Below are 25,760 nucleotides of genomic sequence, written 5' to 3'. Positions count from 1 at the left end.
AATCTAGTGCTCTGCGACGCCGAGAGGTCAGGGGTTCAACTCGGCGAGTGTGGTGAACTCCTTCCGGAAGGAATGGAATTTCCCTTCCAGTTCGAGGAAGTTCTCTTCGGACAGGGGAGAGCCGGTGATCTTTTCGTACAGGGCGAGGAAATCCGCCCGCGTCGTCGTGGTGGAGATGCGGAAATGCCGTCCCGACCGAGACTGGGACACGCGCAGGAACTCGGAGCGTTCCTTGTTGTACAGGAAGGATCCTTCGCTGAACCGCAGCGTTCGCGGATACAACGTGGTCGCGCCGCGGATGTCGCTGTACAAGGTCACCCAAACGCTCTCGTCGAACACTTCGAGCCGGTCCAAGGGCGGGTCGGCGACGACGGTGATGTCCACCAGCGAGCACCGGCTGCGCGCCAGGAACAGCCCGACCAGGCCGATGCTGATCTCGTCGTTGAGCCGCGACCGGATCGTCTCGTAGTCCATGCCCGCTTCTTCGCTGCGCAGGAGATACCGCGCCCTGCCACCGATCGCGCCCTCGTCGCGTGGGTCGGCGATGACCACGCGGAGCTCTCTTTCGGTGCGGGACAACAGCAATCGGGCCGCGGCGTGCCTGCCGGAGAACCCGCGGAAGAAGTAGTGCCTGGCCACGTCGAGGTCTTCGGTCATGACCCGGTTGAACAACGGATCCGGATCGGTGGTCGCTTCGAAGACGTGGGTGGGGAAGAATTCCTTGTTGAGCGAACGGTATTCGGCGCTGAGCGCTTCCAGCGCTCGTCGGCTTTCCTCGATCACCGGGGTCACCATCGCGCGTTGTGACGCGGTGGCGGTGATCAGGGTCTGGCCGAAGCCGACCACCGCGGAGATCAGGGTGCCGGTGCCCAGTGAGGTGAGCAGTGTCTTGCCGGCGCCGGGATCCATCATGCTGGAGATCCACAGGCTGAGGCCCGCGACGACGACCAGTACGGTGAGCAGAAGACTCGTCCTGGTCCAGAAGATCTCTTGCAACGGGGTACGGCGGAGCCGGTCGGCTTCCGCGGGCACGAGGGTCACCTCCTTGATCAGCACCCGAACGGACGAACGCAGTGCGTATCTGTTCGAGTGCGGGGAGTTACTCTACGCGCATCGTGACAATGTCGAAATAAGAAAATCGGGGGAAAGGGACCAACAACGAATGTGACGCTAGGCGATGCCGGTTTCGCATCGGAGGTTTCGCCGGATCGCGGAAAAACCACTCACGGAGCGTGCGGAAGGATTCCTTCGTACCACGCCGGGCCGGGCTTCGCGGACGACAAGGTTTCGACGACGGCTGAAGACGGTGCGGTGTACACGGTGGGGAAGTCGATCTCGCCCTTCGACGGATCCAGCGTCCAGGCGAGCCGTTCGTCTTCCGGCTGACTCGCTCGTATGAAAGGAAAGTGCGCGTCCGCGCCGTTCTTGTTGCCCCTCGGGTCCAGCCGGATCCACCGGTCCGGACCACTGAGGTACACGGCGTTGAGCCCGTGCAGGACGCCGATCCGCTGATAACAGAACCCGGCCGGGATGCCTTGGCTGCGAAGCAAAGCGGCCAGCAGATGGGCCTTCGCGTAGCAGAGCCCGACTCGCTCGCGCAGAACCTCGGAGGCCATAAGGGTGACGCGGGAATCGGCGGCGTCCACCGTATGGGCGATCTCGTCGCGCACGAAGTGAAACATCGAACGAATCACGTCGGCTTCGGTGCCGCCGGTCGGTGACAGGCTGTCAGCCGTTTCGCGGATCAGCGGATGATCGTGATCGACGATCGCGTCGGCGGCCAGATAATCTTCGAGCCGTTCGGATTCGATCTTCAGCGTGATTTTCACGCGGCACCACCCAGCGCTGTGTCGACGACTTCTTCGAGGAATTTCGGACCGGTTTCGCCGCCTCGCAGCAGCAAGCGGAACCAGATCGCCCCCGCCAGCAGATCCATCACCAGTACCGGATCGACGCCGGCGCGCAGTTCGCCTCTCGCGGTGGCGCGTTCGAAGATCGGCTCCTCGCGGGCCATGCGGTCGGCGAAGAAACTCCTTGCCACGTCACCGAGTTCCGGGCGCCGGGGGCCCGCGGTCAGGGCCGCCGTGACGACCGGCGCGGTGCGCTCCGAAGTCAGTAAACGATGGATTTGCGTTGCCACGGCGACAAGATCGCCGCGCAGGCTGCCGGTGTCCGGGACGTCGACGGCGAACAGGCCCGAATCGCGCAACGCGGCGGCCAAGAGCGCGTCCTTCGACGGCCACCAGCGGTACAGCGTCGTCTTGTTGACACCGGACCGGGCGGCGACGGCCTCGATGGCGAGCTTGTCGTAGCCGTGCTCCGCCAGGAGTTCGAGGGTCGCGGCGAAGATCGCCTCCGCCTTGCGAGGGCCGTTCCGAGTGCTCACCGCCCGAGAATACAACGCACCGTTGCGTTGCGCGACGATCGGGCGTACTTTGCAACGCAACGGTGCGTTGCACTAAGGAGGCAGTCCATGGTTCCCGTCGTCTTCGTCCACGGCATCCGGCTCAGCGGTGCCGCCTGGACCGAGCAACTCCACCTGCTCGGACATCCCGCGAAAGCGGTCGATCTCCCGGGCCACGGCACCCGGGGAGGTGAGCGGTTCACCTTGGCCGCGGCGGCGGACGCGGTCGCCGAAGCGATCGACGAGCCCGCGCTGGTCGTCGGACACTCGCTCGGTGGCTACGTCGCGATCGCAGCGGCGGCGAAGTATCCGGAGCGCGTGGCGGGGCTCGTCGTCGCGGGCTCGACGTTCCTGCCCGGCAAGGCACTGGAGACTCCGTTCCGCTTGGCGCATCGCTTGCTGATGCGGCTGCCGGACCAGGGCGAACGGCTGAGCCGATGGCAGTTCCGAAGCGCCCTGCCGCCGAAACTCGCCGAAGCGGTGATCGGCGGCGGCATCGCGACCGAAGTCATCCCGGACGTCGCAGAGGCCTTCGCGGGCTTCGACGTGCTCGCGGACCTAGCGGCCTATCCGGGGCCCACCTGGCTCGTCAACGGCTCACGCGACCACTTCAGGCGCCATGAACGCCGCTTTCTCGACGCCTGCGCCGACGGCAGGCTGATCAACGTCCCGAAGGCGGGGCACTACCTGCCGATGGTGCGGGGCAAGGAGTTCGCCCGGCTGGTGCTCGACGCGGCCCGATCTCCGGCACCCGGTAAATCGGAGGCGGCCGGTGTCGCCTCCGGCTAAGGTGATCACCATGTGTTCCGTCATCCACAATTGGCAGGCCCTTCGCATCCGGTCGACGCGCTGACCTGGTGCCGCCCCTCGGCGGCGTCGAGGTCCACGTCCACCGTTCGCCAAGGATGACAAGGATCTTTCACCATGCGCGCACTTTCGCGCCCTGTTTTCGTCTTCGTTCACGGCGGTTCCAGTAACGCCAGGGCCTGGGGCCCGTTGCAGAACGAGCTGGCACTGCTCGGATACCGTTCGCACGCCGTCGACCTGCCCGGCCACGGCGACCTGGCGGACAGCCCCGCCGCCTACTACAACCAACCCCAGGACCTCGCCGCGTTGGCGGCCGCTCCCTCCCCGATGCGCGGGGTCACGTTGCAGGACAACGTGCGGCACGTGGTGGACACGCTGCGGCGCCTCGACGGCCGGGGGCCGGTCGTCCTGGTCGGCAACAGCCTCGGCGGTCTGACGATCAGTGCCGTCGCCAACGCCGTGCCGGAACTGCTCGACCGTGTCGTCTACCTGTCCGCGCTCTGTCTCAGCGATCCGGCCATGCTCACCGAACCGTGGGACGTGGTCGACGACAACCTGCTGGACGCGGTGTCGGCGCGGATCGCCGTCCCGGGGGTGAGCGAACCCGGTGTGGCCCGGCTGAACTGGCGCTCCGCCCACGGCGACCCGGCGCTGTTCGCCGAGTTGAAGGCCGCCATCATGGCCGACTCCACCGACCACCAGTTCCGGCTTTTGCTGGACTCGCTGGATCCGGACGAGAATTACGCGGTGCTCGAGCCGGGCGCGGTGGTCCGGGCGGACGGGTGGGGGCGGGTCCCGCACACCTACGTGCGGCTCGCCGAGGATTTCGGCATCACTCCGGCCGTGCAGGACTACATGATCCGCAAGGCTGACGAGCTGACTCCGCACAACCCGTTCGAGGTGCGCACCCTGGCCTCGTCGCACGTCGGTTACTTCAGCCGGCCGAGGGTCTTCGCCGAAGCGCTGATCGACCTTCTGTGAACGAGCGCCGAGAGTGCCCCGCGGGGCACTCTCGGCGCTCCTCAGGTCCGCAGCCTGTCGATCTCTGCGGTCAGTTCAGAGCGCAGCGAGTCGTGCTCAGGCCCGAGCGAAGCGGCCCAGTTCTCCACCGGATACAGCCAGACCGGCCGTCCGACCACGTCGGCCGGTTCCCAGTCGTACCGCGGCCAGACGTGCGCGTGCAGGAACGGATCCGTATTGCCGAGGATCTCCAGGTTCACCCGGCGGAAGCCCGGATCCCTTCGCGCGCAGACGTTTTCGACGGCTTCCCCGAGCAGATCCATGTCCGCCAGGAACTCCAGCCGCCGCGGCCGCGATAGATCGCTCAACCTGCCGACGTCGGCGGAATCGGTCAGCAGGACGCAGTAGCCCGGAAGGAACTGCGTATCGCCGATCACCGCGAAACCCGCGTCCAGGCGCCGCAGTACGGTCGGATTCTCGCCGCGCAGCGCCGAACCGATGCGATCCCGCTTCCACCCGTCGGTCATGAGGCCAAGCTAGCCGACCGGGAGGATCGAACCGCCCTGGCTGGTGAGCTGGGTGGCCAGCCGGACCGGCTCGTGATGCGGCGCCAAGACGATCGAGGCGAACGGCGTCGCACTGGACCCGGCCCCGTAGTTGGTCTGCATGTGGACGCTGACGTGCACGTTCCGGTCGGCGGGGATCTCGAACATGACCGACCCCCACGAGACCACGTACTGCCTGCCGTCGATGCTCGCGAACGGCACGTAGGTCAGCCTCATGCTCGGAAAGGGACGCATGTCGACCGTGAGCAGACGGCGAGGACCGTCGTGGTTGTCCACGTACGGGATCACTCCGGGCTGGGCTGCCAGGTTGGTCATTTCGGCTCCGTCAGAACTGGTAGTAGAGGAACGGGCTGAACGTCCCGGTCGCGATCAGGATGGCCGCGTACACCAGGCCGACGGTCATCACGCCGATCCGCAGCGCCGTGGCCGGGCGGCTCCGCGACGACTCCAGCAGCGGCCCGGTCACCGGATGCGCGGGCAGGAACACGATCGCCAGCGCGCACAGCAGGATGAGCAGCCGCTGGTTGGTCACGGCGCTCTCGACGACGTCGGTGAGCCCGGTGAAGTCCGGCAGCACCATGTGCCCGATCATGCCGAGCGCGTGCGGCAGGTCCTTCGCGCGGAAGAACACCCAACCGAAGACGACGAGCACGAGCGTCAGCGCTCGGCGGCCGATCCGGGCGGCCTGGGACTTCGGGGTGACGTCGTAGCCGAATGCGCGTTCCACGATCAGCAGCGCGCCGTGGTAGATGCCCCAGATCAGGAACGTCCATTGCGCGCCGTGCCAGAACCCGGTCAGCACGAAGACGATGCACAGGTTCCGGTACGTGTGCCCGGCGCCGGTGCGGTTGCCGCCCAGCGGGATGTACACGTAGTCGCGGAACCAGCGGGACAGCGACATGTGCCAGCGTCGCCAGAATTCGGTGATGGTCACCGACGAGTACGGTCTCGCGAAGTTCTCCGGCAGCCGGAAGCCGAGCATGCGGCCGAGCCCGATCGCCATGTCGGAGTACCCGGAGAAGTCGAAGAACAGCTGCAGCGTGTATCCGATCGCGCCGAGCCAGGCGATGGCGAAGGTCATCTGGTCCGGTGGCGTGTTGAAGCAGGCGTCCACCATCGGGCTGAGCGAGTCCGCGATGATCGTCTTCTTGCACAGCCCCAGCGCGAACCGCGGGAAACCGGCTGCGATGTCGTCGAGGCGGTGCGACCGCTGCTGCGGCAGCTGGTCGGCGATCTCGCGGTACCGCACGATCGGCCCGGCCACCAGCTGCGGGAACATCGCGATGTACGCGGCGAACGACACCGGATCGCGCAGCGCGCGGCGTTCACCGCGGTAGATGTCCACCACGTACGAGATGTGGTGGAACGTGTAGAACGAGATGCCGATCGGGATGACCAGGTCGGCCACCGGGAAGCCGCCGCCGAACCAATGCGTCACGGCCGCGATCTGCTGGGTCGCGAACCCCGCGTACTTCCAGATCAGCAGCATGCCGACGTTGAGGCCGATGACGCCGAGCAGCAGCCGCTTGCGCCGTTTGTTCTGCAGGTCCCACGCGTTCGGCTCCAGCGCGGGCCCGGCGAAGAAGTTGACCACCATGCAGCCGAGCAGCACGAGCGTGTACGGCCCGGCGCCGGTGGCGTAGAAGATCAGGCTGCCGACCGCGACGATGCCGTTCCGCCAGCCGCGCGGGCACACCAGCACGGCGAGCAGGACCGCCGGCATGAAGTACCACAGGAACAGCGGTGAAATGAACGACATCGGTGCGGGGTCCCCCAGGGCGGTTACGCGTTATCCGCTGGTGACCTTAGCCTGCGCACCCCGCACCGTGTGCCGAAGTGCGGGGTCAGACACGTCCCGCGAGCCGTCGGCGGCGCGCCACCTCGGCCAGCAGCACCCCGGCCGCGACCGACGCGTTGAGCGATTCGACGCCGGCCGCCATCGGGATCGAGACGGTCGCGTCGCAGGTCTCGCGCACCAGGCGGGACAGACCGCGGCCCTCGGAGCCGAGCACGATGACCAGCGGGTCCGCCGCGAGGTCCAGCTCGTCGATGTCGACCGAGCCGTCCGCGTCGAGGCCGACGACCATCAGGCCCTCGTCCTTCCACGCTTTCAGCTGACGGGTCAGGTTGGTCGCGACGGCGATCGGCAGCTTGGCCGCGGTACCGGCCGAGGTCCGCCACGCGACCGCGGTCATCCCCGCGCTGCGCCGCTCCGGCAGGAGGACACCCTGTGCGCCGAACGCGGCGGCCGAGCGGATCACCGCGCCGAGGTTGCGCGGGTCGGTGACACCGTCGAGCGCGACGAACAGCGGGGTCTGCCCGGAGTCCTTCGCGACGGCCATCAGGTCGCGCGGGTCGGCGTAGACGAACGGCGGGACCTGCAGGCCGAGACCCTGGTGCATGGCCCGGTTGGTCTTGCGGTCCAGTTCCTCGCGCGGGATCTCCAGGATCGAGATGCCCTTGTCGCCTGCGAGCCGGACGGCCTCGTTGACGCGGTCGTCGATCTCGATGTTGATCGCCACGTACAGCGCCGTCGCGGGCACGTCGGCGCGCAGCGCCTCGACCACCGGGTTGCGGCCGGCGATCAGTTCCGGCTTGTCGGCCTTCTTCTGCCGCGCCTGGTCCTTGCGGTCACGCGCGTTGGCCATCCGGTACGCCTTGTGGCCGGGCCGGTCCTCGGCCTTGGGGGTCGGGCCCTTGCCTTCGAGGCCCTTCCGGCGCTGGCCGCCGGAGCCGACGACCTGACCCTTCTTCGTGCCGGGCTTGCGAATAGCGCCCTGGCGCCGGGAGTTGCCTGCCATCAGTGAGAATCCTTGAGCTAGAAAACGCGAGTAAGGGTCAGACGTCCTTGACGGTCCACTGTGGACCGTTCGGCGTGTCCTCCACCACGATGCCCGCCTGCTGGAGACGGTCACGCGCGGCGTCCGCACGGGCGAAGTCCTTGTCGGCGCGGGCCTGCTGCCGTTCGGTCAGCAGCCCTTCCACGAGATCGGACAGTGCCTGCCGGGTGGGCGTCTCATTGCCGCCCGCCTCGGACCAGCGCGCGGAGAGCGGGTCGAGGCCGAGCACGTCGGTCATCGCGCGCACGGAGGCGGCGATTTCGAGTGCCTTGGAATTGTCGGCCGCGTCGAGGGCCGCGTTACCGTCCCGGACCGTGTTGTGCAGCACGGCGAACGCCTGTGGGGTGGCCAGGTCGTCGTCGAGGGCGGCGGCGAACCCGGCCTGGATCTCGCCGAGGGGCACGGCGCCGGCGCCGCTCGCGGTCCGGCGGAGGAACTGCTCGATCCGCCGGTAGCCCTGCGCCGCCTCGGTGAGCGCGCCCGGGGAGTACTCGATCGTCGACCGGTAATGCGGCTGGACCAGGTAATACCGCAGTTCGGGCGCCCGGTACTCGCGCAGCATCTCCGGGATCGAGACCGTGTTGCCCAGCGACTTGGCCATCTTCTCGCCGGCCATGGTCACCCAAGCGTTGTGCAGCCAGAACCGCGCGAACGGATCACCCGCGGCGTTCGACTGGGCGCGCTCGTTCTCGTGGTGCGGGAACACCAGGTCGACGCCGCCGCCGTGGATGTCGAACTCGGCGCCGAGATACGTCGTCGCCATCGCCGAGCATTCGAGGTGCCAGCCGGGGCGGCCGGAACCCCACGGCGTCGGCCACGACGGTTCGCCCGGCTTCGCGCTCTTCCACAGCGTGAAGTCGCGCGGGTCGCGCTTGGCCTCGCCGCCACGCTTGTCCTCGCCCTGCTGGACCTCGTCGAGCTTCTGGCCGGAGAGCTCGCCGTAGCCGTCGAACGCCTTCACCGAGAAGTACACGTTGCCGTCCGCGGCGTAGGCGTGCCCGCCGTCGATCAGCCGCTGCATGAGCTCGACCATCTGCGTGACGTGCCCGGTCGCCCGAGGGGCGATCGAGGGCGGCAAGCAGCCCAGCGTCTCGTAGGCCGACTCGAACGCGCGCTCGTGCGTCGCCGCCCACTCCCACCAGGGGCGACCCGCCTCCGTGGCCTTGTTGAGGATCTTGTCGTCGATGTCGGTGACGTTGCGGACCATCAGCACGTCGAGTCCACTGTGGACGAGCCAGCGACGCAGGACGTCGTAATTCAGCGCGCCGCGGATGTGGCCGATATGCGGGATGCCCTGCACGGTGGCACCACACACGTACATGGACGCCGTTCCACTACGGGCGGGATGGAACTCCCGCACGCTTCGGGTCGCCGTGTCATAGAGGTGTAGTGCCACCCTAAAAGGGTACGGGGTCGGCGTGAGCGGTGTCGCAGTGACCGTATTACAGCACGTTATGGGTGCGCAGGGCGCTGAGCAGGGCGTCCGGCCGCTCCGTCGTCGGCAGCGGCTCTACCAGCGCGAACGCGCAGCCGATGTCGCGCGCGGCGCCGTCCGCTTCCTCGCTGTCGCCGACCATGAGCGTTTCCGCCGGGTCGACGCCGAGCCGCTCGACGGCCGCGCGGAAGATCTCCGGCTCCGGTTTCACCGCTCCGACCTCGAACGACAGGATGAACTCGTCGACGTAGGCGTCCCAGCCCCGGCGGCCGAACGCGGGCCGGATGTCGAAGGCGATGTTGCTCAGCACCCCGAGCTTCACACCCTTGCCCGAGACGCCCTTGAGGACGGCCTCGGTGTCCGGGTACGGCGTCCACTGGGTGGGATCGATCAGCCGGGTGTAGAGCGCGAGGGCCTGGTCGGCGTGCGGCACCCCGGACTGCTTGAGGACCTCGAGGTACACCTTCCGGTGCAGCACCGGGTCGCGGTCGCGGTGGTTCCAGGCGTACAGGTGCTCCTCGTCGAGATCGACGACCTGGCCGACCGGCGCGGTCATCCGGCGCATCAGTTCGGTCTGGGCCTCGATGTCCAGGCTTTCGCCCTCGTGGTCGGTGAGGTCGGCGAGCCAGGTCTCGTCCTGTTCGAGCCGGAAGACCGTGCCGGAGAAGTCGAACAACACAGCGCGAAAGGTCACGAGGTCCACATTAGCCACGATCGTGGGGTTCCTGCCGCCCCTCGCGTGTGAGATGAAAGGTCCTTTCCTTGCGAAATTTGCAAGGAAAGGACCTTTCATGGCGCGTGTCAGGCGGCGTTGCCGGTGATCTTGGTGGGCGTGATCCGGACCAGGACGCGGACGACCTCCGCAGGCTCGTCCGGGTAGTCCTTGCCGAGGTACTTGTGCGACAGCTCGTTGATCAGCTCGCGGCCGCCCTCGTCGGTCATCTCCACGGTCCCGCGGATCTCGACGTAGTCGTACGGGTTCTCCTGATCGAAGACCGAGACGGACACCCGCGGGTCCCTGGCCATGTTCCGCTCCTTGAGACGGCCGCGGACGGTCGCGAAGATCACCGTGTCGCCGTCCCGCTTCGCCCACAGCACCGACGTCTGCGCGGAGCCGTCGGCGTTGATCGTCGCCAGCACCGGGAAGTTGTTGCCGTCGAGGAGTTTCTTGGTCGCGTCGTTGAAGGTCACACCCATGCCCGAGAGCCTAATCACCGGACGTTCCCGGCGATCCGTTCGACGCGCAGGCGGACGATCACCCGCTCGACCTCGTCGCCCTCCGGCGGCGGGTCCTGGCCGAGGTACTTGTGGCTGAGCGCCTTCGGCAACGTCTTCCCGGGATCCGGGGTGATCGTGACCGTGCCGCGCAGCTGCGTGTGCCGATACGGGTTCTCCGCGTCGGTGATCGACACGCTCGCGCGCGGATCGCGGCGCAGGTTTCGCACCTTCAGCCGGTCTTCGGTGGCGCTGAAGACCAGATCACCGTCGTCGAGGCCCACCCAGACGACCGAGGTCTGCGGGCCGCCGTCGGCGTCCAGCGTGGCCACGGTCGCGAAGTTCTTGCCGTCCACCAGTTCGCGGACCGGTTCGGGAAGTGTGACTGCCATGACAGCCCGAACCGGCTTCCGGCCGCGGCTATTCCTGCGAGGGCAGCAGCAATGCCGTCGCGAACGCCGCGATGCCCTCGCCGCGTCCGGTCAGGCCGAGCCCGTCGGTCGTCGTCCCGGACACGCTCACCGGCCCGCCGACGGCCTCGCTCAACACCTTCTGGGCCTCTTCGCGGCGCTTCCCGACGCGCGGCGCGTTGCCCACGATCTGGACGGTCGCGTTGCCGACGGTCCAGCCACCCGCCTCGACCAGACGCCGCGCCTCGGCGAGGAATTCGACGCCGTGCTTGCCCGCCCAGCGCGGATCGCCGGTGCCGAACACCGCGCCGAGATCGCCGAGCCCGGCCGCGGACAGCAGCGCGTCGCACAACGCGTGCGCGGCGACGTCACCGTCGGAATGGCCCGCGCAACCGTCGACGCCGGGCCAGAGGAGCCCGGCGATCCAGCATTCGCGGCCCGCCTCGACGGGGTGGACGTCGACGCCGTTCCCGATCCTCACAGCACTTCCTCTGCTTCCCCGGCCCGAGCGATCGCTTCGGCCAGCTTCAGTTCGAACGAATTGGTGACGCGCATCGCATCCGGGTGTCCGGCGATGGTGTGCGCGCCGTCGAGAGACGGCTTGCCGGCATACGAGAGAAAAGTCTCACGAGTGAAGCCGAGCGGGGTTTGCGCCGTGCGCAGATACGCCCGGTCTTCGGTCCCTGTAATCACTTTCGCCGCATCAGTCACCTTCACGGTGTCCGCCATCGGAAGTACGGGAATCACGAAAGGAGATCCCGCACGGACCGCGTCCGCGACGGCACGGACCGTGTCCGGGGGAGTGAAGGCGCGCAGGGCGTCGTGCACGAGGAAAACCGGATTCCCGGTGATCTCTTTTTCGACGGTGTCGAAAGCATGCTTGAGCGACGAGCCGGGTACTATCCGGCAACGCTCCTCGAAGCCGCTCAAAGCGGCCGAAAACAAATCAGCACACCGCTCGGGGGCCGCTACGACCACCAGATCGAGATCCGGCAGAGCGAGCAGCCCCCGCACAGTGTGCGTGAGTAGCGCTTCACCATTGACCGGCGCGAGAGCGAGCTCCGCGTCGGAGGCATGGTGTCGAACGACAGTGACGAACACGATTGTGCTCATATGGACGGTGCTCATATGTGCGCGATCGTAGAGGTATCCCTCGCAGCCTCACCTGGCGTGGGACACCCGCCGGTTCAGACTGCCGCGGTTTCCAGAACTTCGTCGAGGAGGACTTCAGCCTTGTCCTCGTCGGTGCCCTCCGCGAGCGCCAGCTCGCTGACCAGAATTTGCCGCGCCTTCGCCAGCATGCGCTTCTCGCCGGCTGAAAGTCCGCGGTCCTTCTCTCGCCGCCAGAGGTCGCGCACCACTTCGGCCACCTTGTTCACATCGCCGGAGGCGAGCTTCTCGAGGTTGGCCTTGTACCGACGAGACCAGTTGGTGGGCTCCTCGGTGTGCGGAGCACGCAGAACGTCGAAAACCTTGTCCAGTCCTTCTTGCCCGACGACATCACGAACGCCGACGATCTCGGCGTTGTCTGCGGGCACGCGAACCGTAAGATCCCCTTGCGCGACTTTGAGGACGAGGTACTTCTTCTCCTCGCCCTTGATCACGCGGGTCTCGATGGCTTCGATGAGTGCGGCACCGTGGTGCGGGTAGACGACGGTCTCTCCGACCTTGAAAACCATGTGTCCTCTGCCCCTTTCGCTGAATTCATCTTAGCACGTGCCGACGAGGCCCACCTAGTGGCCCGCGATCGTCGTCGCAGGTCAGCGGCCTGACGGTGGTCCGCCCGGGGGTTGACAAACCCAATTCGCCCATGCTCACGCTGGTGAGAAGCGAACGATTTCCAAATCCTTTGTGGACGGTTGATCTTGGGCACGTCACCGCATTGGTGGGGTGCCAACACGCACCGGGTTCTTGGCCCGCGAAGGCGCCCGGCTAGTCTTCGCGGTGAAGAGGCCGTGAGATGGAAGGACTCCGACGTGAGGCTGCAGAATCGTCGCGTGTTCGGCGCAGGTGTGCTGGCGCTCGGCGCCGCGCTCGTGCTCGCCGGCTGCGGTGCTGGTCAGATCACCCAGACCGACTCGCAGCAGCCCGCGGTCAACGGGACGTACGCGCAGGCGAAGGAGCTGGTGCTGCGGAACGCCGCGCTCCAGTTCCCGACCGAGGGGCAGGCGTACCCGGCCGGTGCCGCCGCGCCGCTGACGCTGACCATCGTGAACCAGGGCAAGCTGGACGACGAGCTCGTCTCGGTCTCCTCCGAAGCCGCCACCGGTGACGCCAAGATCACCGGCGCCAAGGTCATCGTGGCGAGCCACGCGCTCGTGATCGGCCCGTCCGACGCGGTCGAGTCGACCAAGGAGGTCGCGCCGACGAGCGCCCCGGCGTCCTCCGCGCCGGCTTCCTCCTCGGGCGCGCCGTCCTCGTCGGGTGCGCCCTCGTCTTCCGGTGCCCCGTCGTCGAGCGTCGCCGGGACGGTCACGCCGTCCGCGGGCCCGGAGACGACCAACGCGCCGGACCAGGTGGGCAAGGCCACGATCGTCCTGCAGGGGCTCAAGCAGCCGGTGTGGGCGGGCCAGACCATCAAGGTCACCTTCGTCTTCAAGAACTCCGGCTCGATCACCGTCGACCTGCCGGTCGCGGCGCCGTCGCACCCGGGCAGCCGGGCGCCCGCGCCGGAGAAGCCCAAGGCCGAAGGCGGCGGGCACTAGCTCCCTCGTAAGTACATGAAGGCCCCCTTCCTTGCGCCTAGGTACAGGAAGGGGGCCTTCATGTACTTGTCGCTCCCCGGGTTTGTCGGTGGTGGCCGCTAGCCTCGCGGGGTGGTCAAGAAAGGCAGCACCTACCGCTGCGGCGAGTGCGGGTACGAGGCGCCGAAATGGGTCGGGCGCTGCCCCGAATGTCAGGCGTGGGGAACGCTCGAGGAGCGCGGCGACGCCCGTCCCGCGATAGCCAGGGTCGCGGCGGGCGCGCCCAGTGCTCCGGCGCGTCCGATCGGCGAGGTCGACGTCGAGACGGCGCGCGCGAAGCCCACCGGCGTCTCCGAGCTGGACCGGGTGCTCGGCGGCGGGTTCGTGCCGGGCGCGGTCATCCTGCTCGCCGGGGAGCCCGGTGTCGGCAAGTCGACCCTCCTGCTGGAGGTCGCCTATCAGTGGGCGGCCACCGCGGGCCGCGCGCTGTACGTCACGGGCGAGGAGTCGGCGGGGCAGGTGCGCCTGCGTGCCGAGCGCACCGGCAACGTCCACGACGAGATGTTCCTCGCGGCCGAGAGCGATCTCTCCGCGATCCTCGGCCACGTCGACGCGGTCAAACCGGGCGTGCTGATCGTCGACTCGGTCCAGACCATGGCCTCCCCGCAGGTGGAGGGCGCGCCGGGCGGGGTCACCCAGGTCCGCGCGGTCACCTCCGGGCTGGTCGCGCTGGCCAAGGAACGCGGGCTGCCGATCGTGCTGGTCGGCCACGTGACGAAGGACGGATCGGTCGCCGGGCCGCGGGTGCTGGAGCATCTGGTCGACGTCGTCCTGCAATTCGAGGGCGACAAGCATTCGACGTTGCGGATGCTGCGCGGCATCAAGAACCGCTTCGGCGCCGCCGACGAGATCGGCTGCTTCGAACTGGTCGAGGAGGGCATCGTCGGCGTGCCCGACCCGTCGGGGCTGTTCCTCAGCCACACGGCGGAGCCGGTCGCGGGCACCGCGGTCACGGTGACCATGGAGGGCAAGCGGCCGCTGCTGGGCGAGGTGCAGGCGCTGGTGTCGGCGACCCAGTCACCGCAGCCCCGGCGCGCGGTGAGCGGTCTCGATTCGGCCCGAGTCGCGATGGTGCTGGCCGTGGTGGAGAAGCGGGCGGGTATCAAGGTCGGCGACAAGGACGTCTACGTCGCGACGGTCGGCGGCATGAAGATCACCGAGCCCGGCATCGATCTCGCGGTCGTGCTGGCGCTGATGTCGTCGGCGCGGGACACCCCGCTCTCGCCCAAACTCGTCGCGATGGGCGAGGTCGGGCTCTCGGGTGAGGTCCGGCGGGTGCCGAGCGTCGGGCGGCGGCTCGCGGAGGCCGCCCGGCTCGGCTTCACCTACGCGCTGGTGCCGCCGGATTCCGGCAAGATCCCGCCGGGTATCCGGGTGCTGGAGGTGGCCGACGTCGGAAGCGCGCTCAACGCCGCGAAGCACGCTCGTTAGGGACCGTTCTCGTCGGTGATCACCACCGAGATCGTCGTGTCGAACAGGGTCAGCCCCGGCCAGCCCTCTTCCCTGTCGTTCGCCCGGACGGCGCGGCTCCCGACGACGGCCGCCGTCGCCCGGTCGACGATGAACGTGCGTGTCCGGTCGGGCATCGTGACCGAGAACGACAACGCGGAGCGACCGTCAGGAGTGGTCACGGTCTCCAAGACGATGCCGGGCATCCTCGCGAGTGCTTTGCACAGAGCCACCCGTTGCGCGCCGAAGCCCTGGGACGAGCGGAGCACGTTGAAGGCCATCTCGAACATCTCGGGCGGCGAGTTCGGCTGTTCCGCGGGGCGGCCGTCCGGCCAGATGCCGTCGTGGCGGAGCCGCTCGGCCATCTTCCCGGCGTCGATGGGCAGTTCCGCGAGGAAGTCCGGGGCGGGTTGCGTCCAGCCGCTCTCCGAAGGGAGCCGGTCCTGGGGCGGGAGGACCGGAGGTGCCGGCGACGTCGTGGTGGTGGTCGGCGGCGGCACGTTGTTCTCGCTGACCGAGGACGACGGCCCCGGCAGCGCCTCTCCGTTCCTCATCGCCGTCGGGTAGTCGCCCTTGACCCAGCGGATCTCGCCGGTGCCGGTGAACCGGGTCTTGATCGGCTTCCAGCCCGGGGCCGGCAGCCAGCGTTCGAGGATCTCGTGGGTCTGGTAGACCAGCCCGGACTTGGTGACGCGCGTGGTCCAAGTGGACTCCGTGACGAGCCGGTACTGATCGTCGCGAAGAGGGAAGTCGTCGCCGTGGAGGGATTCGAGCGCGTCTTCGTTCGGGCCGACGACCGAATGGTCCGCGGGGGCCGGGCCGTCGCCGCCGGTGAAGGCGTTCGTCGCCACGATCCCCCCGCCGGACACCAGGGCCGCGGCCGCCGCGGCGGCGATCCATCGCCACGCGCCGGGCCGTTTCTTCGGCGGGGGCGCGAGCCTCGGGAGCAGTTCGTCCTCGACCTCGCCGGCGGCACGCAGGAGTGCCGCCTTGGCACGGGACAGTTCGTCCCGCCGGGTTTCCGGTTCGGCGTGGAGGCAGGCCAGCGCCTCGTCGAGTTCGGCCTCCGACCACACCTTCCTGACGCTATCGCCGTGCACTTTCGCCCTCCTCGTTCCTGCTCGATCCGTCCTTTGTGGACTCCGGTGCGTTGGCGCGCAGCCATCTCCTGATCCGGTGCAGCCGCGATCTCACCGTCCCGGCGGGAATCCCCAGCGCCTCGGCGACCTCGCCGGGATCAAGGCCCGCCCACGACACCAGCAGCAGGGTGTCGCGGTCCGCGACGCTCAGTTCGGCCAGCGCGCCAGCCAGCTGGGCCGCGCGGGACTGCGCGTCGACCCGCTCGGCGACGCGGCCGTCGTGCCCGGCCGAGACCGCCTGGCCGGCGGCCGCGAGCCGGGCCGTCGCGTTGAGCGCCCTCGTCTCGGTGCGGACATGATGCCGCAGCAGGTTCGTCGCGATGCCGTAGAGCCACGCCCGCGCCGTCCCCGCCTCCGGGCGGTACGTCTCGCGTCGCCGGAGCGCCACGAGGAACGTCTCGGCGACGAGGTCGTGCGCGGTCTCCGTGCCGACGCGGCGCGCGAGATAACGCTGCAGCGGTGCCGCGTGGGCGTCGAAGAGCATGCCGAAGACGGGTGCGGGATCGGGGCCACCGAGATCGGGTCTGTCCGGTCCGCGCGAGCCGGCCTGCTCGTGATCGTCTTTCATCACCTGCACGATCGCTATTGCCCGATGGCCATCGAAGCGTTCATCCGATCCTACTTTCGTCGTGGGCCGACCGGGGAAAGCGCAGGTGAAGCCGCAGACAAAAGCCGCGGGACCGGCGATCATGTTCACTATTCACCATTCAAAAGTGAAACTGGGGAAGGATTACCATGCGTCGACTCAGGACCGTGGTCGTCGCCGCGCTCGCGGCGTCCGCCTTGATCACCGCTCCGGCGGTGGCGCTCGCCCAAGGTGAAAACGCCGTCGATGTGACGTCGATGGCCCCGCCCGCCAAGGTCGAAGGGGTCAAGGCGGCCGCGGAGCTCAACATCCAGTACCAGATCCAGGAGACCGGGTACTGGTGCGGCCCGGCCGCCACCCGGATCGCCATTTCGGCCAAGAACGGCAACCCGCCGAGCCAGCAGCAGCTCGCGAACGAACTGCCGACCACCACCAACGGCACCGACTGGATCGGGCAGGTCACCCGCGTCCTCAACAACCACGTCGCCGGTGGCTGGTACGAGACCAAGGAGATGCCGAACGACCCGCCGACCCAGGCGCAGCGCGACCTGCTGTGGCGCGACATCGTGCTGGACGTCGACAAGGGCTACGCGATCGTCGCGAACATCGTCGCCCCGGCGAACAACCACCCGCCGGGCTACCCGAACTACACGATCTACCACTACTTCACGATCATCGGCTACAACAGCGACAACATGACGGTGAAGATCGCCGACCCGGCCAACTTCGGCGGCAACCAGATCTACTGGCTCACCTTCAACCAGCTCGCCACCCTGATCCCGCCGAAGGGCTACTCGGCCTGACCCACGCCGCGTTTCGTCCTCTGAATGCGTTACTTGCGCGCGCAAGGATCGCATTCAGAGGACGAAACGCGTGGGTTGTACGAATCTTGTACGGAAGGGCCCGAAGCTGGGGAACATGCGCATCAAGACGCTCGGTCTGCTGGCCGCCTCGTTGCTGGCCCTGGTCGCCTCGCCGGCCATGGCCGCCGACGGCAACCCGCTCGAGAAGACCAACGGCTTCTACGTCGACCCGAACTCCAACCCCGCGGTCTGGGTCAAGGACCACCCGGGCAGCACCGCCGACAAGATCAAGGCCGCCATCTCCACCAAGGCGGGCGCGCGCTGGTTCGGCAACTGGAGCGGGAACATCAAGACCGCGGTCGACGGCTACACCTACGCCGCCGACGTCGCGGACAAGCTGCCGATCCTGGTCGCGTACAACATCCCCGGCCGTGACTGCGGCGGTCACTCCGGCGGCGGCGCGGGCAGCCCGGACGCATACCGGACCTGGATCTCGAACTTCGCCGACGGCATCGGCGGCAAGCCCGCGGTCGTCGTCATCGAGCCGGACGCGCTCGCGCAGCTCGACTGCCTGCCCACCGGTGAGCGCCAGACCCGCCTCGACCTCCTCAAGTACGCCGCGGAGCAGTTCGCCGCGAAGGCCCCGAACACCTGGGCGTACATGGACGGCGGCAACTCGACCTGGATCCCCGCCGCGACCATGGCCGACCGGCTCAACGCCGTCGGGGTGAAGTCGATCCGCGGTCTCGCGATCAACGTGTCGAACTACAAGACCACCACCGATTCGGCGAACTACGGCAAGGCCGTCAGCGCCGCGCTGTCGAGCAAGTACGGCTACACGAAGCCGTTCGTGATCGACACGAGCCGCAACGGAAACGGCCCGCTGGGCTCCGAGTGGTGCAACCCGGCCGGGCGCAAGCTCGGGGCGACCTCGCAGACCGGCGGCGGCGCCGAGATGCTGCTCTGGGTCAAGGTGCCCGGCGACTCCGACGGCAAATGCGGGATCGCGCCGAACGTCGAAGCCGGTCAGTTCAGCCCCGATCTCGCCCTGCGCCTGATCAGCGGCACCTGACCGCCCCGAAAGCCCGTCGCGCCGGCTGCTCGTCTGTGACCCTCGTTCTCCCGAGAAGGCGAAGGCCACGACCCCTTGGACAGCAGCCGGCGCGACGCCTCCATTTCCCCGCTCCTGGTAGTACGGTGACCTGGGTCACATCACCGGAGCGAGGAGGACTGCGTCGTGGAGTTCCAGCTGGGGATCGGTACCAGGAAGGGCTTGTTCCTCGCCCGCAGCGAGGATCGCGAGAACTGGGAGCTCTCCGAGCCGAAGTTCCCGATGGAGGCGGTGCGCGCGGTCGCGCTGACTCCCGGCAAGGTCTACGCGGCCGCGGTCAACGAACACTTCGGACCGACGATCGCGACGTCCGAGGACTTCGGCGAGACCTGGTCCGAACCCGATCACGCCCCGGTCGCCTTCCCCGCCGACACGGAGACCGCGCTCGAAGGCATCTGGCAGATCGTGCTCGCCGGGGACGTCGTCTACGCCGGTGTCGAGCCGTCCGCGCTGTTCCGGTCCGAGGACGGCGGCGGGACCTTCGAACTCGTGCGCGGGCTGTGGGACCACGAGCACCGTCCACACTGGACACCCGGTGGCGGCGGCCAGATGATCCACACGATCCTGCCGCATCCCACGGATTCCCGGCGGATCACCGTCGCCATGTCTACGGGTGGCGTGTACCGGACCGAGGACGGCGGCAAGAGCTGGACGGCGTCGAACCGCGGGATCAGCGCGGGATTCCTGCCCGACGAGGAACCCGAATTCGGGCAATGCGTGCACAAGGTCGCGATGCATCCGGCGCGGCCCGAACGGTTCTTCCTGCAGAACCACGGCGGTGTCTACCGCAGCGACGACGACGCGAAGACGTGGAAGTCCATCGCCGGCGGCCTGCCGAACGACTTCGGATTCGCCATGGTCGTCCATCCGACCGAGCCGGACACCGTCTACAACTTCCCCTTGGTGGCCGACGTGCTCCGGTTCCCGCCGGAGGGCCGCTGCCGCGTCTACCGCAGCGAGGACGCGGGCGAGACCTGGACGGGACTCGGAAACGGCTTGCCGGACAAGGGTTTCTACGCGGGTGTGCTTCGGGACGGCATGTGCGTCGACGCGCGGGACGGTATCTACTTCGGCACGCGATCCGGTGAAGTGTGGGCCGGCCCCGATGGGGGCGACACCTGGCATCAGGTGGCCGCGCATCTGCCGGACGTGCTGTGCGTCCGGGCCCAGGTGGTCTAGATGGTCCGGGTCCTGCTGCCCGCGATGCTGCGGTCGCTCGCGGGCGGAGAGGCGACGCTCGACGTCGACGCCCCGACGCTCGACGCGGTCCTGGACTCGCTCGGCGCCGGTTTTCCCGCTCTGGAACGGCGTTTGCGCGACGAGACGGGTGCGCTGCGGCGCTATGTGAACTTCTATGTGGACGGTGAGGAATGCCGACGGCTTGATGGGGCGAAGACCTCACTCGCCGAGGTGAAGGAGGTCCAGATCATTCCGTCGGTCGCCGGGGGCTGAGCATCCGCCGAATGTCAGGAAAGGGTCGTTCAGGACGAAAAACGTCCTGAACGACCCTTTCCTGACACGTGAAGCGATCTACTGGGAAAGCAGGTTCGCGCACCGGATCAGCCCGATGTGCGAGTACGCCTGCGGGTGGTTGCCCAGCGAGCGTTCCGCGATCGGGTCGAACTGCTCGGGCAGCAGGCCGGTCGGGCCCGCCGCGTCGACGATCTGCGTGAACAGTTCCTCGGCCTCGGTGCGCCGCCCGGTGAGCAGGTACGCCTCGATGAGCCAGGCCGCGCAAATGTGGAAACCGCCCTCGCCGCCGGGAAGGCCGTCGTCGCGGCGATACCGGTACACGGTGGACCCACTGCGCAGTTCCGCCTCGATCGCGGTCACCGTGGACTGGAAGCGCGGGTCGGCCGGGTCGATCAGCCCGGTCAGCCCGACGAACAGCGAAGCGGCGTCGAGGTCCGTTCCGTCGTAGGCGGTGGTGAAGGCCTGGACCTCTTCGTTCCAGCCCTTCTCCAGCACGTCCGCGGCGATCTCGTCGCGCAGCGAAGGCCACGCGCCCGGCACCGCGCGGCCGTAGACCTCGCCCAGTTTCACCGCCCGGTCGATGGTCACCCAGCACATCACCCGCGAGTACACCCGGTGGCGCGGCACGTGCCGTTCCTCCCAGATGCCGTGGTCCGGCTCGTTCCAGCGTCGCGTGACGGCCTCGGCCATCGCGCGCACCATCTGCCAGTCCTCGTCGCGCAGTTCACCGCGCGCCTCGGCCAGCGTCTGCACGAGTTCGACGACCGGGCCGAACACGTCCAGCTGTACCTGGTGGTTCGCCAGGTTGCCGACGCGGACCGGCCGCGAACCGGCGTATCCGGGCAGCGATTCGATGACCGCTTCAGCGCCGATCACGCTGCCCGCCAAGGTGTACAGCGGGTGCAGCCGTTCCGGACCGGCCAAAGTGGACAGAACGCCGTGCAGCCACCGGAGGTAGCCTTCGGCCTCTTCGGTCGAGCCGAGGTGGACCAGTTCGCGCACGGTCATGGCCGCGTCGCGGATCCAGCAGTAGCGGTAGTCCCAGTTGCGGACGCCGCCGATCTCCTCCGGCAGCGAGGACGTCGCCGCCGCGAGCACGCCGCCGGTGTCAGTGTTCACCAGCCCGCGCAGGGTGAGCGCCGAGCGGCCGACGAGGTCGGTCTGGACGCTGGGCAGCTTGAGCGTCCGTGCCCAGGTGCTCCAGTAGTCGCCCGCGCGCGTCCGTCGCTCCATTTCGGACAGTTCGTGCTCGCTGAGATCCGAAGTGCCGCAACGGAGTTCGAGCACCACCGGGTTTTCCGGGGAGGGAGTGACGAGCGCCGTCGCGGTGTCGTTCATACCGTCGGAGGTGATCTCCCACTCGACGCCGGGCGAGCGCAGCGCGAACGGTTCCGAGGTGCCCTGCACCAGGATCCCGTCGCTCTGGGCGAGCAGCGTCACCGGGACGCCGCCGAATTCGGGCCGCGGCGCGAACACGATCTCCGCCGCCGTCTCACCCGAGATCACCCGGACGAGATCCGTGCGGTGCGCGGGGCTCTCCGGTTCGAGGTAGTCGGTGACGAGCAGGCGCGACCAGCGGGTCTCGACGGTCATCGTGTTCGGCAGGTAACGCTGCCCGAGCGGCAGGCCGTTGCGGTGCGGCTTGATCGAGAAGTGGCCCGCGCCGGCACCGCCGAGCAGGTCCGCGAAGATCGCGGGCGCGTCGGGGCCGGGGTGGCACAGCCAGGTCAGCCTGGCGTCCGGCGTGACCAGCGCGACCGAACGTTCGTTGGCCAGCAGGGAAAGCCGCTCGATCGGCGGGGCCTGCTCGCCGTAGAGCCAGTTGCGCCGCTCTTCGAGCAGGAACGCGAGCGCCATCGCGACGTCGACCGTGTCCGGAACCCGGTACTGGGCCAGGCTTTCGCCGTCGCCGACCTTCACGCCGAGGTCCGGGCCGGAGATCCGGGCGAACGCCTTCTCATCGGTGACGTCGTCGCCGAGGAAGACCGCCGCCGTCGCACCGACCTGGTGGCGCAGGGTGTCCAGCGCGCGGCCCTTGTCCGTCTGGACGACCGCGAGCTCGACGACCTCCTTGCCGTCGGTCGTCGAGACGCCCTCCCATTTCGAAGGTCCATTGTGGACATCGCGGAGGACTCGTCGTCCGGCCTCGTGCTCGGCGCGGCGGACGTGCACCGCGATGCTCGCGGGTTTGACCTCGAGCGAGACACCCGGCACGTCGAGCACCAGGTTCTCCAGCTCGGCCTCGAGCCGTCTGTGGAGTTCGCGGGCCTTGTCGTCGAGCGCGTGGATGAAGCCGATGTCGAACTCGGATCCGTGGCTGCCGACCAGGTTCACCTCGGCCGGAAGGCGGGAAAGAGTGGCGAGATCACGCAACGCGCGGCCGGAGATGACCGCGGTGGTCGTCTCGTGCAGGCCGGCCAGCGACCTGAGCGCACCTACCGATTCGGGCAGGGGACGGGCTTCGTCCGGGTTGGCCGTGATCGGAGCCAGCGTGCCGTCGTAGTCGCAGGCGACCAGCAGCCGCGGGGTGCGCGCGACCTGAACGATCGCACGCCGCAGCTCGGCGGGCAGTGCCTCGGCGGTCAACGATTTCTCCTCGGGAACTATGCGGGGTAGGGGGATCAGTCGGCCGGTTCGGCACCGAGCGCTTGGAGGAACGAGCGCGCCCAGCGGTCGACGTCATGCGTGAGGACCTGTCGACGCATGGCGCGCATACGGCGGCGTCCCTCTGCGGGGTCGAGCGTAATGGCAGTCTCCAAGGCGTTCTTCACCCCGTCCAGATCATGCGGGTTGACCAGGAGCGCACTGGTCAGCTCGGCCGCGGCGCCGGCGAACTCCGAAAGCACGAGCGAACCGCCCAGGTCGTGGCGGCAGGCGACGTACTCCTTGCAGACGAGGTTCATCCCGTCACGCAGGGGAGTGACCACCATGACGTCGGCCGCGGAGAAGAAGGCGGCCAGCTCCGTCCGGTTCACGGACTGATGCAGATAATGCACGACCGGGTGACCTACGCGCGCGAATTCGCCGTTGATCCGCCCGACCATCTGCTCGATGTCGCCGCGCATCCGCTGGTAGTGCTCGACGCGCTCGCGGCTCGGCGTGGCCAGCTGGACGAACGTGACGTCCTCCGGACGGACGCGGCCCTCGTGCAGCAACTCGTGCAGCGCCTGCAGCCGCAGGTCGATGCCCTTGGTGTAGTCGAGCCGGTCGACGCCGAGCAGGACCTTCTTCGGGTTGCCCAGGTCACGGCGCAGCTGGGCGGCGCGTTCGGCGACGCCCTTGGTCTTGGCGAGTTTGTCGAGGCCGATGGCGTCGATGGAGATCGGGAACGCGCCGACCCGCACCGTGCGGTCGCCGACCTGCATCAGGCCGGGGCGGGTGCGGATGCCGACCGCGCCGCGGCTGGATTCGAGACCGGCCAGCTGCCGCGCCAGCCAGAGGAAGTTCTGCGCGCCACCCGGCCGGTGGAATCCGACGAGGTCGGCCCCGACCAGGCCTCGGACGATCTCCGTCCGCCACGGCATCTGCATGAACAACTCGACCGGGGGGAACGGGATGTGCAGGAAGAACCCGATCCGGAGGTCGGGACGCAGTTCGCGGAGCATCGCCGGGACCAGCTGCAGCTGGTAGTCCTGGATCCACACGGTCGCGCCCTCGGCGGCGACCTTGGCGCTCGCCTCGGCGAAGCGCCGGTTCACCCGGACGTAGGACTCCCACCAGCTCCGGTCGAACACCGGCCGCGCCACCACGTCGTGGTACAGCGGCCAGAGCGTCGCGTTGGAGAAGCCCTCGTAGTAGTCACGGACGTCGTCCGACGTCAGGGAGACCGGGTGCAGCACCAGGCCGTCGTCGTCGAACTCCTCGACGTCGACGTCGGGCACACCCGGCCACCCGACCCAGGCTCCCTTGCGCGACCGCAGGAACGGCTCGAGCGCCGACACCAGTCCGCCGGGGCTCGCCGTCCAGCGCCTGCTCCCGTCGGCGGTCCGTTCGAGGTCCACCGGTAGCCGGTTCGCCACCACCACGAAATCCGCGGAGGCCGTTCTGCTCGTCTCGGCAATCACATCGTCCACCAGCCGCTCCCTCGAATCGCGGGTCGCTGCCCTAAGCGGAAACCCTATCGCGCGAGGAGGCCACGGCCCGTCGCCGAGCGATCACTCCAAGCGTCGTTCGGCGGGTTCCAGCGGACCCGCCATCCGCGGCCCGGCGAATTTGCGTTCCAGCCTGCCGAGCCCCGTGCGCACCGGCTGCGCCAGGTATTCGCCGAGTACCACACCCGCTGCCAGGGCAAGCCCGATCGCGACCGCGGTCATCAGCGTCGAGATGTTCCCGCCGGGCTCGACGCCCAATTGGTATAGACCACGATAGGTGGAGAGACCGGGGAGGAGGGGCGTGATGCCGGACACAGCCACCACGAGCGGCGTCACCTTGAGGCGCCTGGCGAGCACGCCGCCGCAGAAACCGACCAGCGTCGCGGCGACCGCGGAGGAGCTGACGGCCTGGAAGTCGGTCAGCATCAACGCGCCGTACACGGCGCCGCCGATCGCCCCGGCCGCTCCCGCGACGATCATCGCGCGCAGGGTCGAATACGAGGCGAGCGCGAAGCAGGCCGACGCGCCGACGCTGCCGATGATGATGATCGGCAGCTGTTGCGGCGTCGAGGAAACGACCTCGGGCAGCGGCGTCAGCGGCAGGCCGAGCAGTACCGCGATCTTCAGTGCGAGCACCACGCCCGCGATCAGCCCGGCGCTCATCAGCGCGGTCTCGGTCGTGCGCCCGGCCGCCGTGACGTAGTAGCCGGTGATGGCGTCCTGCACGGCGGAAACCGTGGAGAGCCCGGACAGCAGCACGGTGACGGCCGCCGCGACGACCAGCGTGGGTTTGTCCGTGGTGAGCAGGTTGCTGCTGACTATCGCCATCGCGGACAACGTCGCGACCAGGCCGCCGATCACCTGCTGGAAGAAGAACGGCAGCGCGAAGCGGTTCAAGAACCGGCCGAGCCGGTCGATGACCGCGCTGATCACCAGCGCGACCAGCGCGACGTCGATGCTGCCGCCGAGGATCAGGGTGATGAACGCGGCCAGCCCGCCCCAAGCGGCCGTGGCCACCCAACGGGGGTACGGGTGCGGCGCGGTCGTGATCCGCTGCAGTTCCTGCTGGGCCTCCTCGGCGCCGATGTTGCCGCGGACGATCCGGCGGACCAGGGTCTCGGTCTGGGTCAGCCGCGTGTAGTCGAGGCTGCGCGAACGGACCACGCGCAGCGCCGTGACCGGGGCCATGTCGGTGCCGCGGTGACAGGTCACCGTGATCGACGTGAAGATCACGTCGACCTCGCAGTGCGGGAGGCCGAGCGCGGAGGTCAGCGCGATGATCGTCGCGGTGACGTCGGAGGCGCCGGCGCCGCTCGACATCTGGACCTCGCCGATGCGCAGGACGAGATCCAGGACGAAGTTGACCGTCGTGTCGTCCGGCGGCTGCGGGCCCATCGCCTCTTCGACGTCGACGGCGGGCTGCTCGGCCGTCGGCGCTTCGAGGATCTGCCAGGCGCGGCGGCGCAGCAGATTCGGCCGGTGCGAGCGAGTCTGGGGGATCGATCGCTCTCCGTCACGCTGGCGCGGCGCTTCCAGCAGCCATTCGCCACGTTCGGGTGTTTCGTCCTGGTTCTTTTCGGCACTGTGCCCGCTCTGTTCGCCGTGCTGGGCTCCCTTGGTGTGCTCGTTGATCTTCATGATCGATCCACCTCCTCACTCTGGTTCGAGGGACTTTCCCGAGGAGCATCGGGGCCGGTGCCTCGACCGTTGCAGGAAACCCGAAGTGG

The 25,760-nt window shown here is 68.5% G+C and carries 27 protein-coding genes; 8 read left to right on the top strand and 19 right to left on the bottom strand.

Annotated elements, in window-relative coordinates; all coding sequences use genetic code 11:
* Positions 1 to 27: 27 nt before the first annotated feature.
* The 3 genes from AJAP_RS38415 to AJAP_RS38405 form a co-directional block, all read right to left on the bottom strand.
* Positions 28 to 1,074 (bottom strand): hypothetical protein, encoded by a 1,047-nt coding sequence (locus AJAP_RS38415; RefSeq protein ID WP_228695034.1) that lies wholly within the window; start codon positions 1,072 to 1,074, stop codon positions 28 to 30.
* A gap of 149 nt (positions 1,075 to 1,223) precedes the next feature.
* Positions 1,224 to 1,829 (bottom strand): transglutaminase-like domain-containing protein, encoded by a 606-nt coding sequence (locus tag AJAP_RS38410; protein ID WP_038520744.1) that lies wholly within the window; start codon positions 1,827 to 1,829, stop codon positions 1,224 to 1,226.
* A complete protein-coding gene (locus AJAP_RS38405) occupies positions 1,826 to 2,386 on the bottom strand; it encodes a TetR/AcrR family transcriptional regulator (RefSeq protein WP_038520742.1) in 561 nt (186 codons plus the stop codon). The genes AJAP_RS38410 and AJAP_RS38405 overlap by 4 nt, the downstream gene beginning before the upstream one ends.
* An 87-nt stretch (positions 2,387 to 2,473) precedes the next feature.
* Here AJAP_RS38405 and AJAP_RS38400 point away from each other — a divergent pair, with 87 nt between their 5' ends.
* Complete coding sequence (locus tag AJAP_RS38400; protein ID WP_038520739.1) at positions 2,474 to 3,193, top strand: alpha/beta fold hydrolase; 720 nt, start codon at positions 2,474 to 2,476, stop codon at positions 3,191 to 3,193.
* Positions 3,194 to 3,328: 135 nt separating this feature from the next.
* Positions 3,329 to 4,192, top strand: coding sequence for an alpha/beta hydrolase (locus AJAP_RS38395; RefSeq protein WP_038520736.1), 864 nt, complete (start codon positions 3,329 to 3,331; stop codon positions 4,190 to 4,192).
* A gap of 41 nt (positions 4,193 to 4,233) precedes the next feature.
* Here AJAP_RS38395 and AJAP_RS38390 read toward each other — a convergent pair whose 3' ends face one another.
* The 11 genes from AJAP_RS38390 to AJAP_RS38340 form a co-directional block, all read right to left on the bottom strand.
* The gene (locus AJAP_RS38390; protein WP_038520733.1) at positions 4,234 to 4,698 is read right to left on the bottom strand and encodes an HIT family protein; all 465 of its coding nucleotides are present in this window, start codon (positions 4,696 to 4,698) and stop codon (positions 4,234 to 4,236) included.
* Between the two features lie 9 nt (positions 4,699 to 4,707).
* Entirely contained in the window at positions 4,708 to 5,052 is a 345-nt protein-coding gene (locus tag AJAP_RS38385; RefSeq protein WP_016337706.1) for a hypothetical protein, read from the bottom strand.
* Between the two features lie 10 nt (positions 5,053 to 5,062).
* A complete protein-coding gene (locus tag AJAP_RS38380; protein WP_038520731.1) occupies positions 5,063 to 6,496 on the bottom strand; it encodes an MBOAT family O-acyltransferase in 1,434 nt (477 codons plus the stop codon).
* Positions 6,497 to 6,581: 85 nt separating this feature from the next.
* Positions 6,582 to 7,538, bottom strand: a complete 957-nt coding sequence (rlmB, locus tag AJAP_RS38375; protein WP_037335364.1) for a 23S rRNA (guanosine(2251)-2'-O)-methyltransferase RlmB — start codon at positions 7,536 to 7,538, stop codon at positions 6,582 to 6,584.
* Positions 7,539 to 7,575: 37 nt separating this feature from the next.
* Positions 7,576 to 8,973, bottom strand: coding sequence for a cysteine--tRNA ligase (gene cysS, locus AJAP_RS38370; RefSeq protein ID WP_038520728.1), 1,398 nt, complete (start codon positions 8,971 to 8,973; stop codon positions 7,576 to 7,578).
* Positions 8,974 to 9,019: 46 nt separating this feature from the next.
* On the bottom strand, positions 9,020 to 9,706 hold the full coding sequence (locus tag AJAP_RS38365; protein ID WP_038524696.1) for an HAD family hydrolase: 687 nt from the start codon (positions 9,704 to 9,706) through the stop codon (positions 9,020 to 9,022).
* A 107-nt stretch (positions 9,707 to 9,813) separates the two neighbouring features.
* Positions 9,814 to 10,209 (bottom strand): PPOX class F420-dependent oxidoreductase, encoded by a 396-nt coding sequence (locus tag AJAP_RS38360; protein WP_037335370.1) that lies wholly within the window; start codon positions 10,207 to 10,209, stop codon positions 9,814 to 9,816.
* Between the two features lie 14 nt (positions 10,210 to 10,223).
* Entirely contained in the window at positions 10,224 to 10,619 is a 396-nt protein-coding gene (locus AJAP_RS38355; protein WP_038520725.1) for a PPOX class F420-dependent oxidoreductase, read from the bottom strand.
* Positions 10,620 to 10,647: 28 nt separating this feature from the next.
* Positions 10,648 to 11,118, bottom strand: a complete 471-nt coding sequence (ispF, locus tag AJAP_RS38350; RefSeq protein WP_034310203.1) for a 2-C-methyl-D-erythritol 2,4-cyclodiphosphate synthase — start codon at positions 11,116 to 11,118, stop codon at positions 10,648 to 10,650.
* Complete coding sequence (locus AJAP_RS38345) at positions 11,115 to 11,765, bottom strand: IspD/TarI family cytidylyltransferase (RefSeq protein WP_407639389.1); 651 nt, start codon at positions 11,763 to 11,765, stop codon at positions 11,115 to 11,117. Before AJAP_RS38345 ends, ispF begins: the two co-directional genes overlap by 4 nt.
* A gap of 59 nt (positions 11,766 to 11,824) precedes the next feature.
* Entirely contained in the window at positions 11,825 to 12,316 is a 492-nt protein-coding gene (locus tag AJAP_RS38340; RefSeq protein WP_005165253.1) for a CarD family transcriptional regulator, read from the bottom strand.
* A 297-nt stretch (positions 12,317 to 12,613) separates the two neighbouring features.
* On the opposite strand from AJAP_RS38340, the gene AJAP_RS38335 reads away from it, so the two are divergent.
* The gene (locus tag AJAP_RS38335; RefSeq protein WP_038520721.1) at positions 12,614 to 13,342 is read left to right on the top strand and encodes a copper chaperone PCu(A)C; all 729 of its coding nucleotides are present in this window, start codon (positions 12,614 to 12,616) and stop codon (positions 13,340 to 13,342) included.
* Between the two features lie 111 nt (positions 13,343 to 13,453).
* Positions 13,454 to 14,812 (top strand): DNA repair protein RadA, encoded by a 1,359-nt coding sequence (gene radA, locus AJAP_RS38330; RefSeq protein WP_037335382.1) that lies wholly within the window; start codon positions 13,454 to 13,456, stop codon positions 14,810 to 14,812.
* Here the strand turns inward: radA and AJAP_RS38325 are convergent.
* Both AJAP_RS38325 and AJAP_RS38320 read right to left on the bottom strand, forming a co-directional pair.
* On the bottom strand, positions 14,809 to 15,906 hold the full coding sequence (locus AJAP_RS38325; RefSeq protein WP_228694794.1) for a CU044_5270 family protein: 1,098 nt from the start codon (positions 15,904 to 15,906) through the stop codon (positions 14,809 to 14,811). The genes radA and AJAP_RS38325 overlap by 4 nt on opposite strands.
* A gap of 10 nt (positions 15,907 to 15,916) precedes the next feature.
* Positions 15,917 to 16,546: an RNA polymerase sigma factor gene (locus tag AJAP_RS38320; protein WP_037335389.1), complete on the bottom strand. Its 630-nt coding sequence runs from the start codon at positions 16,544 to 16,546 to the stop codon at positions 15,917 to 15,919.
* A gap of 158 nt (positions 16,547 to 16,704) precedes the next feature.
* Here AJAP_RS38320 and AJAP_RS38315 point away from each other — a divergent pair, with 158 nt between their 5' ends.
* The 4 genes from AJAP_RS38315 to AJAP_RS38300 all read left to right on the top strand — a co-directional run bounded on the left by AJAP_RS38315 (position 16,705) and on the right by AJAP_RS38300 (position 19,921).
* On the top strand, positions 16,705 to 17,358 hold the full coding sequence (locus AJAP_RS38315) for a C39 family peptidase (protein ID WP_038520717.1): 654 nt from the start codon (positions 16,705 to 16,707) through the stop codon (positions 17,356 to 17,358).
* Positions 17,359 to 17,473: 115 nt separating this feature from the next.
* On the top strand, positions 17,474 to 18,430 hold the full coding sequence (locus AJAP_RS38310) for a glycoside hydrolase family 6 protein (RefSeq protein WP_038520715.1): 957 nt from the start codon (positions 17,474 to 17,476) through the stop codon (positions 18,428 to 18,430).
* Positions 18,431 to 18,595: 165 nt separating this feature from the next.
* On the top strand, positions 18,596 to 19,648 hold the full coding sequence (locus tag AJAP_RS38305) for a sialidase family protein (protein ID WP_038520713.1): 1,053 nt from the start codon (positions 18,596 to 18,598) through the stop codon (positions 19,646 to 19,648).
* Positions 19,649 to 19,921 (top strand): MoaD/ThiS family protein, encoded by a 273-nt coding sequence (locus tag AJAP_RS38300; RefSeq protein WP_038520710.1) that lies wholly within the window; start codon positions 19,649 to 19,651, stop codon positions 19,919 to 19,921.
* A gap of 78 nt (positions 19,922 to 19,999) precedes the next feature.
* Here AJAP_RS38300 and otsB read toward each other — a convergent pair whose 3' ends face one another.
* The 3 genes from otsB to AJAP_RS38285 all read right to left on the bottom strand — a co-directional run bounded on the left by otsB (position 20,000) and on the right by AJAP_RS38285 (position 25,671).
* Entirely contained in the window at positions 20,000 to 22,528 is a 2,529-nt protein-coding gene (gene otsB / locus AJAP_RS38295; RefSeq protein ID WP_038520708.1) for a trehalose-phosphatase, read from the bottom strand.
* A 35-nt stretch (positions 22,529 to 22,563) separates the two neighbouring features.
* Positions 22,564 to 24,015 (bottom strand): alpha,alpha-trehalose-phosphate synthase (UDP-forming), encoded by a 1,452-nt coding sequence (locus AJAP_RS38290; protein ID WP_038520705.1) that lies wholly within the window; start codon positions 24,013 to 24,015, stop codon positions 22,564 to 22,566.
* 81 nt (positions 24,016 to 24,096) lie between these two features.
* Positions 24,097 to 25,671: a threonine/serine exporter family protein gene (locus AJAP_RS38285; RefSeq protein ID WP_038520702.1), complete on the bottom strand. Its 1,575-nt coding sequence runs from the start codon at positions 25,669 to 25,671 to the stop codon at positions 24,097 to 24,099.
* Positions 25,672 to 25,760 lie beyond the last annotated feature (89 nt).

The organism is Amycolatopsis japonica, assembly GCF_000732925.1.
In the GTDB taxonomy this organism is placed as follows: Bacteria; Actinomycetota; Actinomycetes; order Mycobacteriales; family Pseudonocardiaceae; genus Amycolatopsis; species Amycolatopsis japonica.
This window is presented reverse-complemented; position numbering and strand designations above follow the sequence as displayed.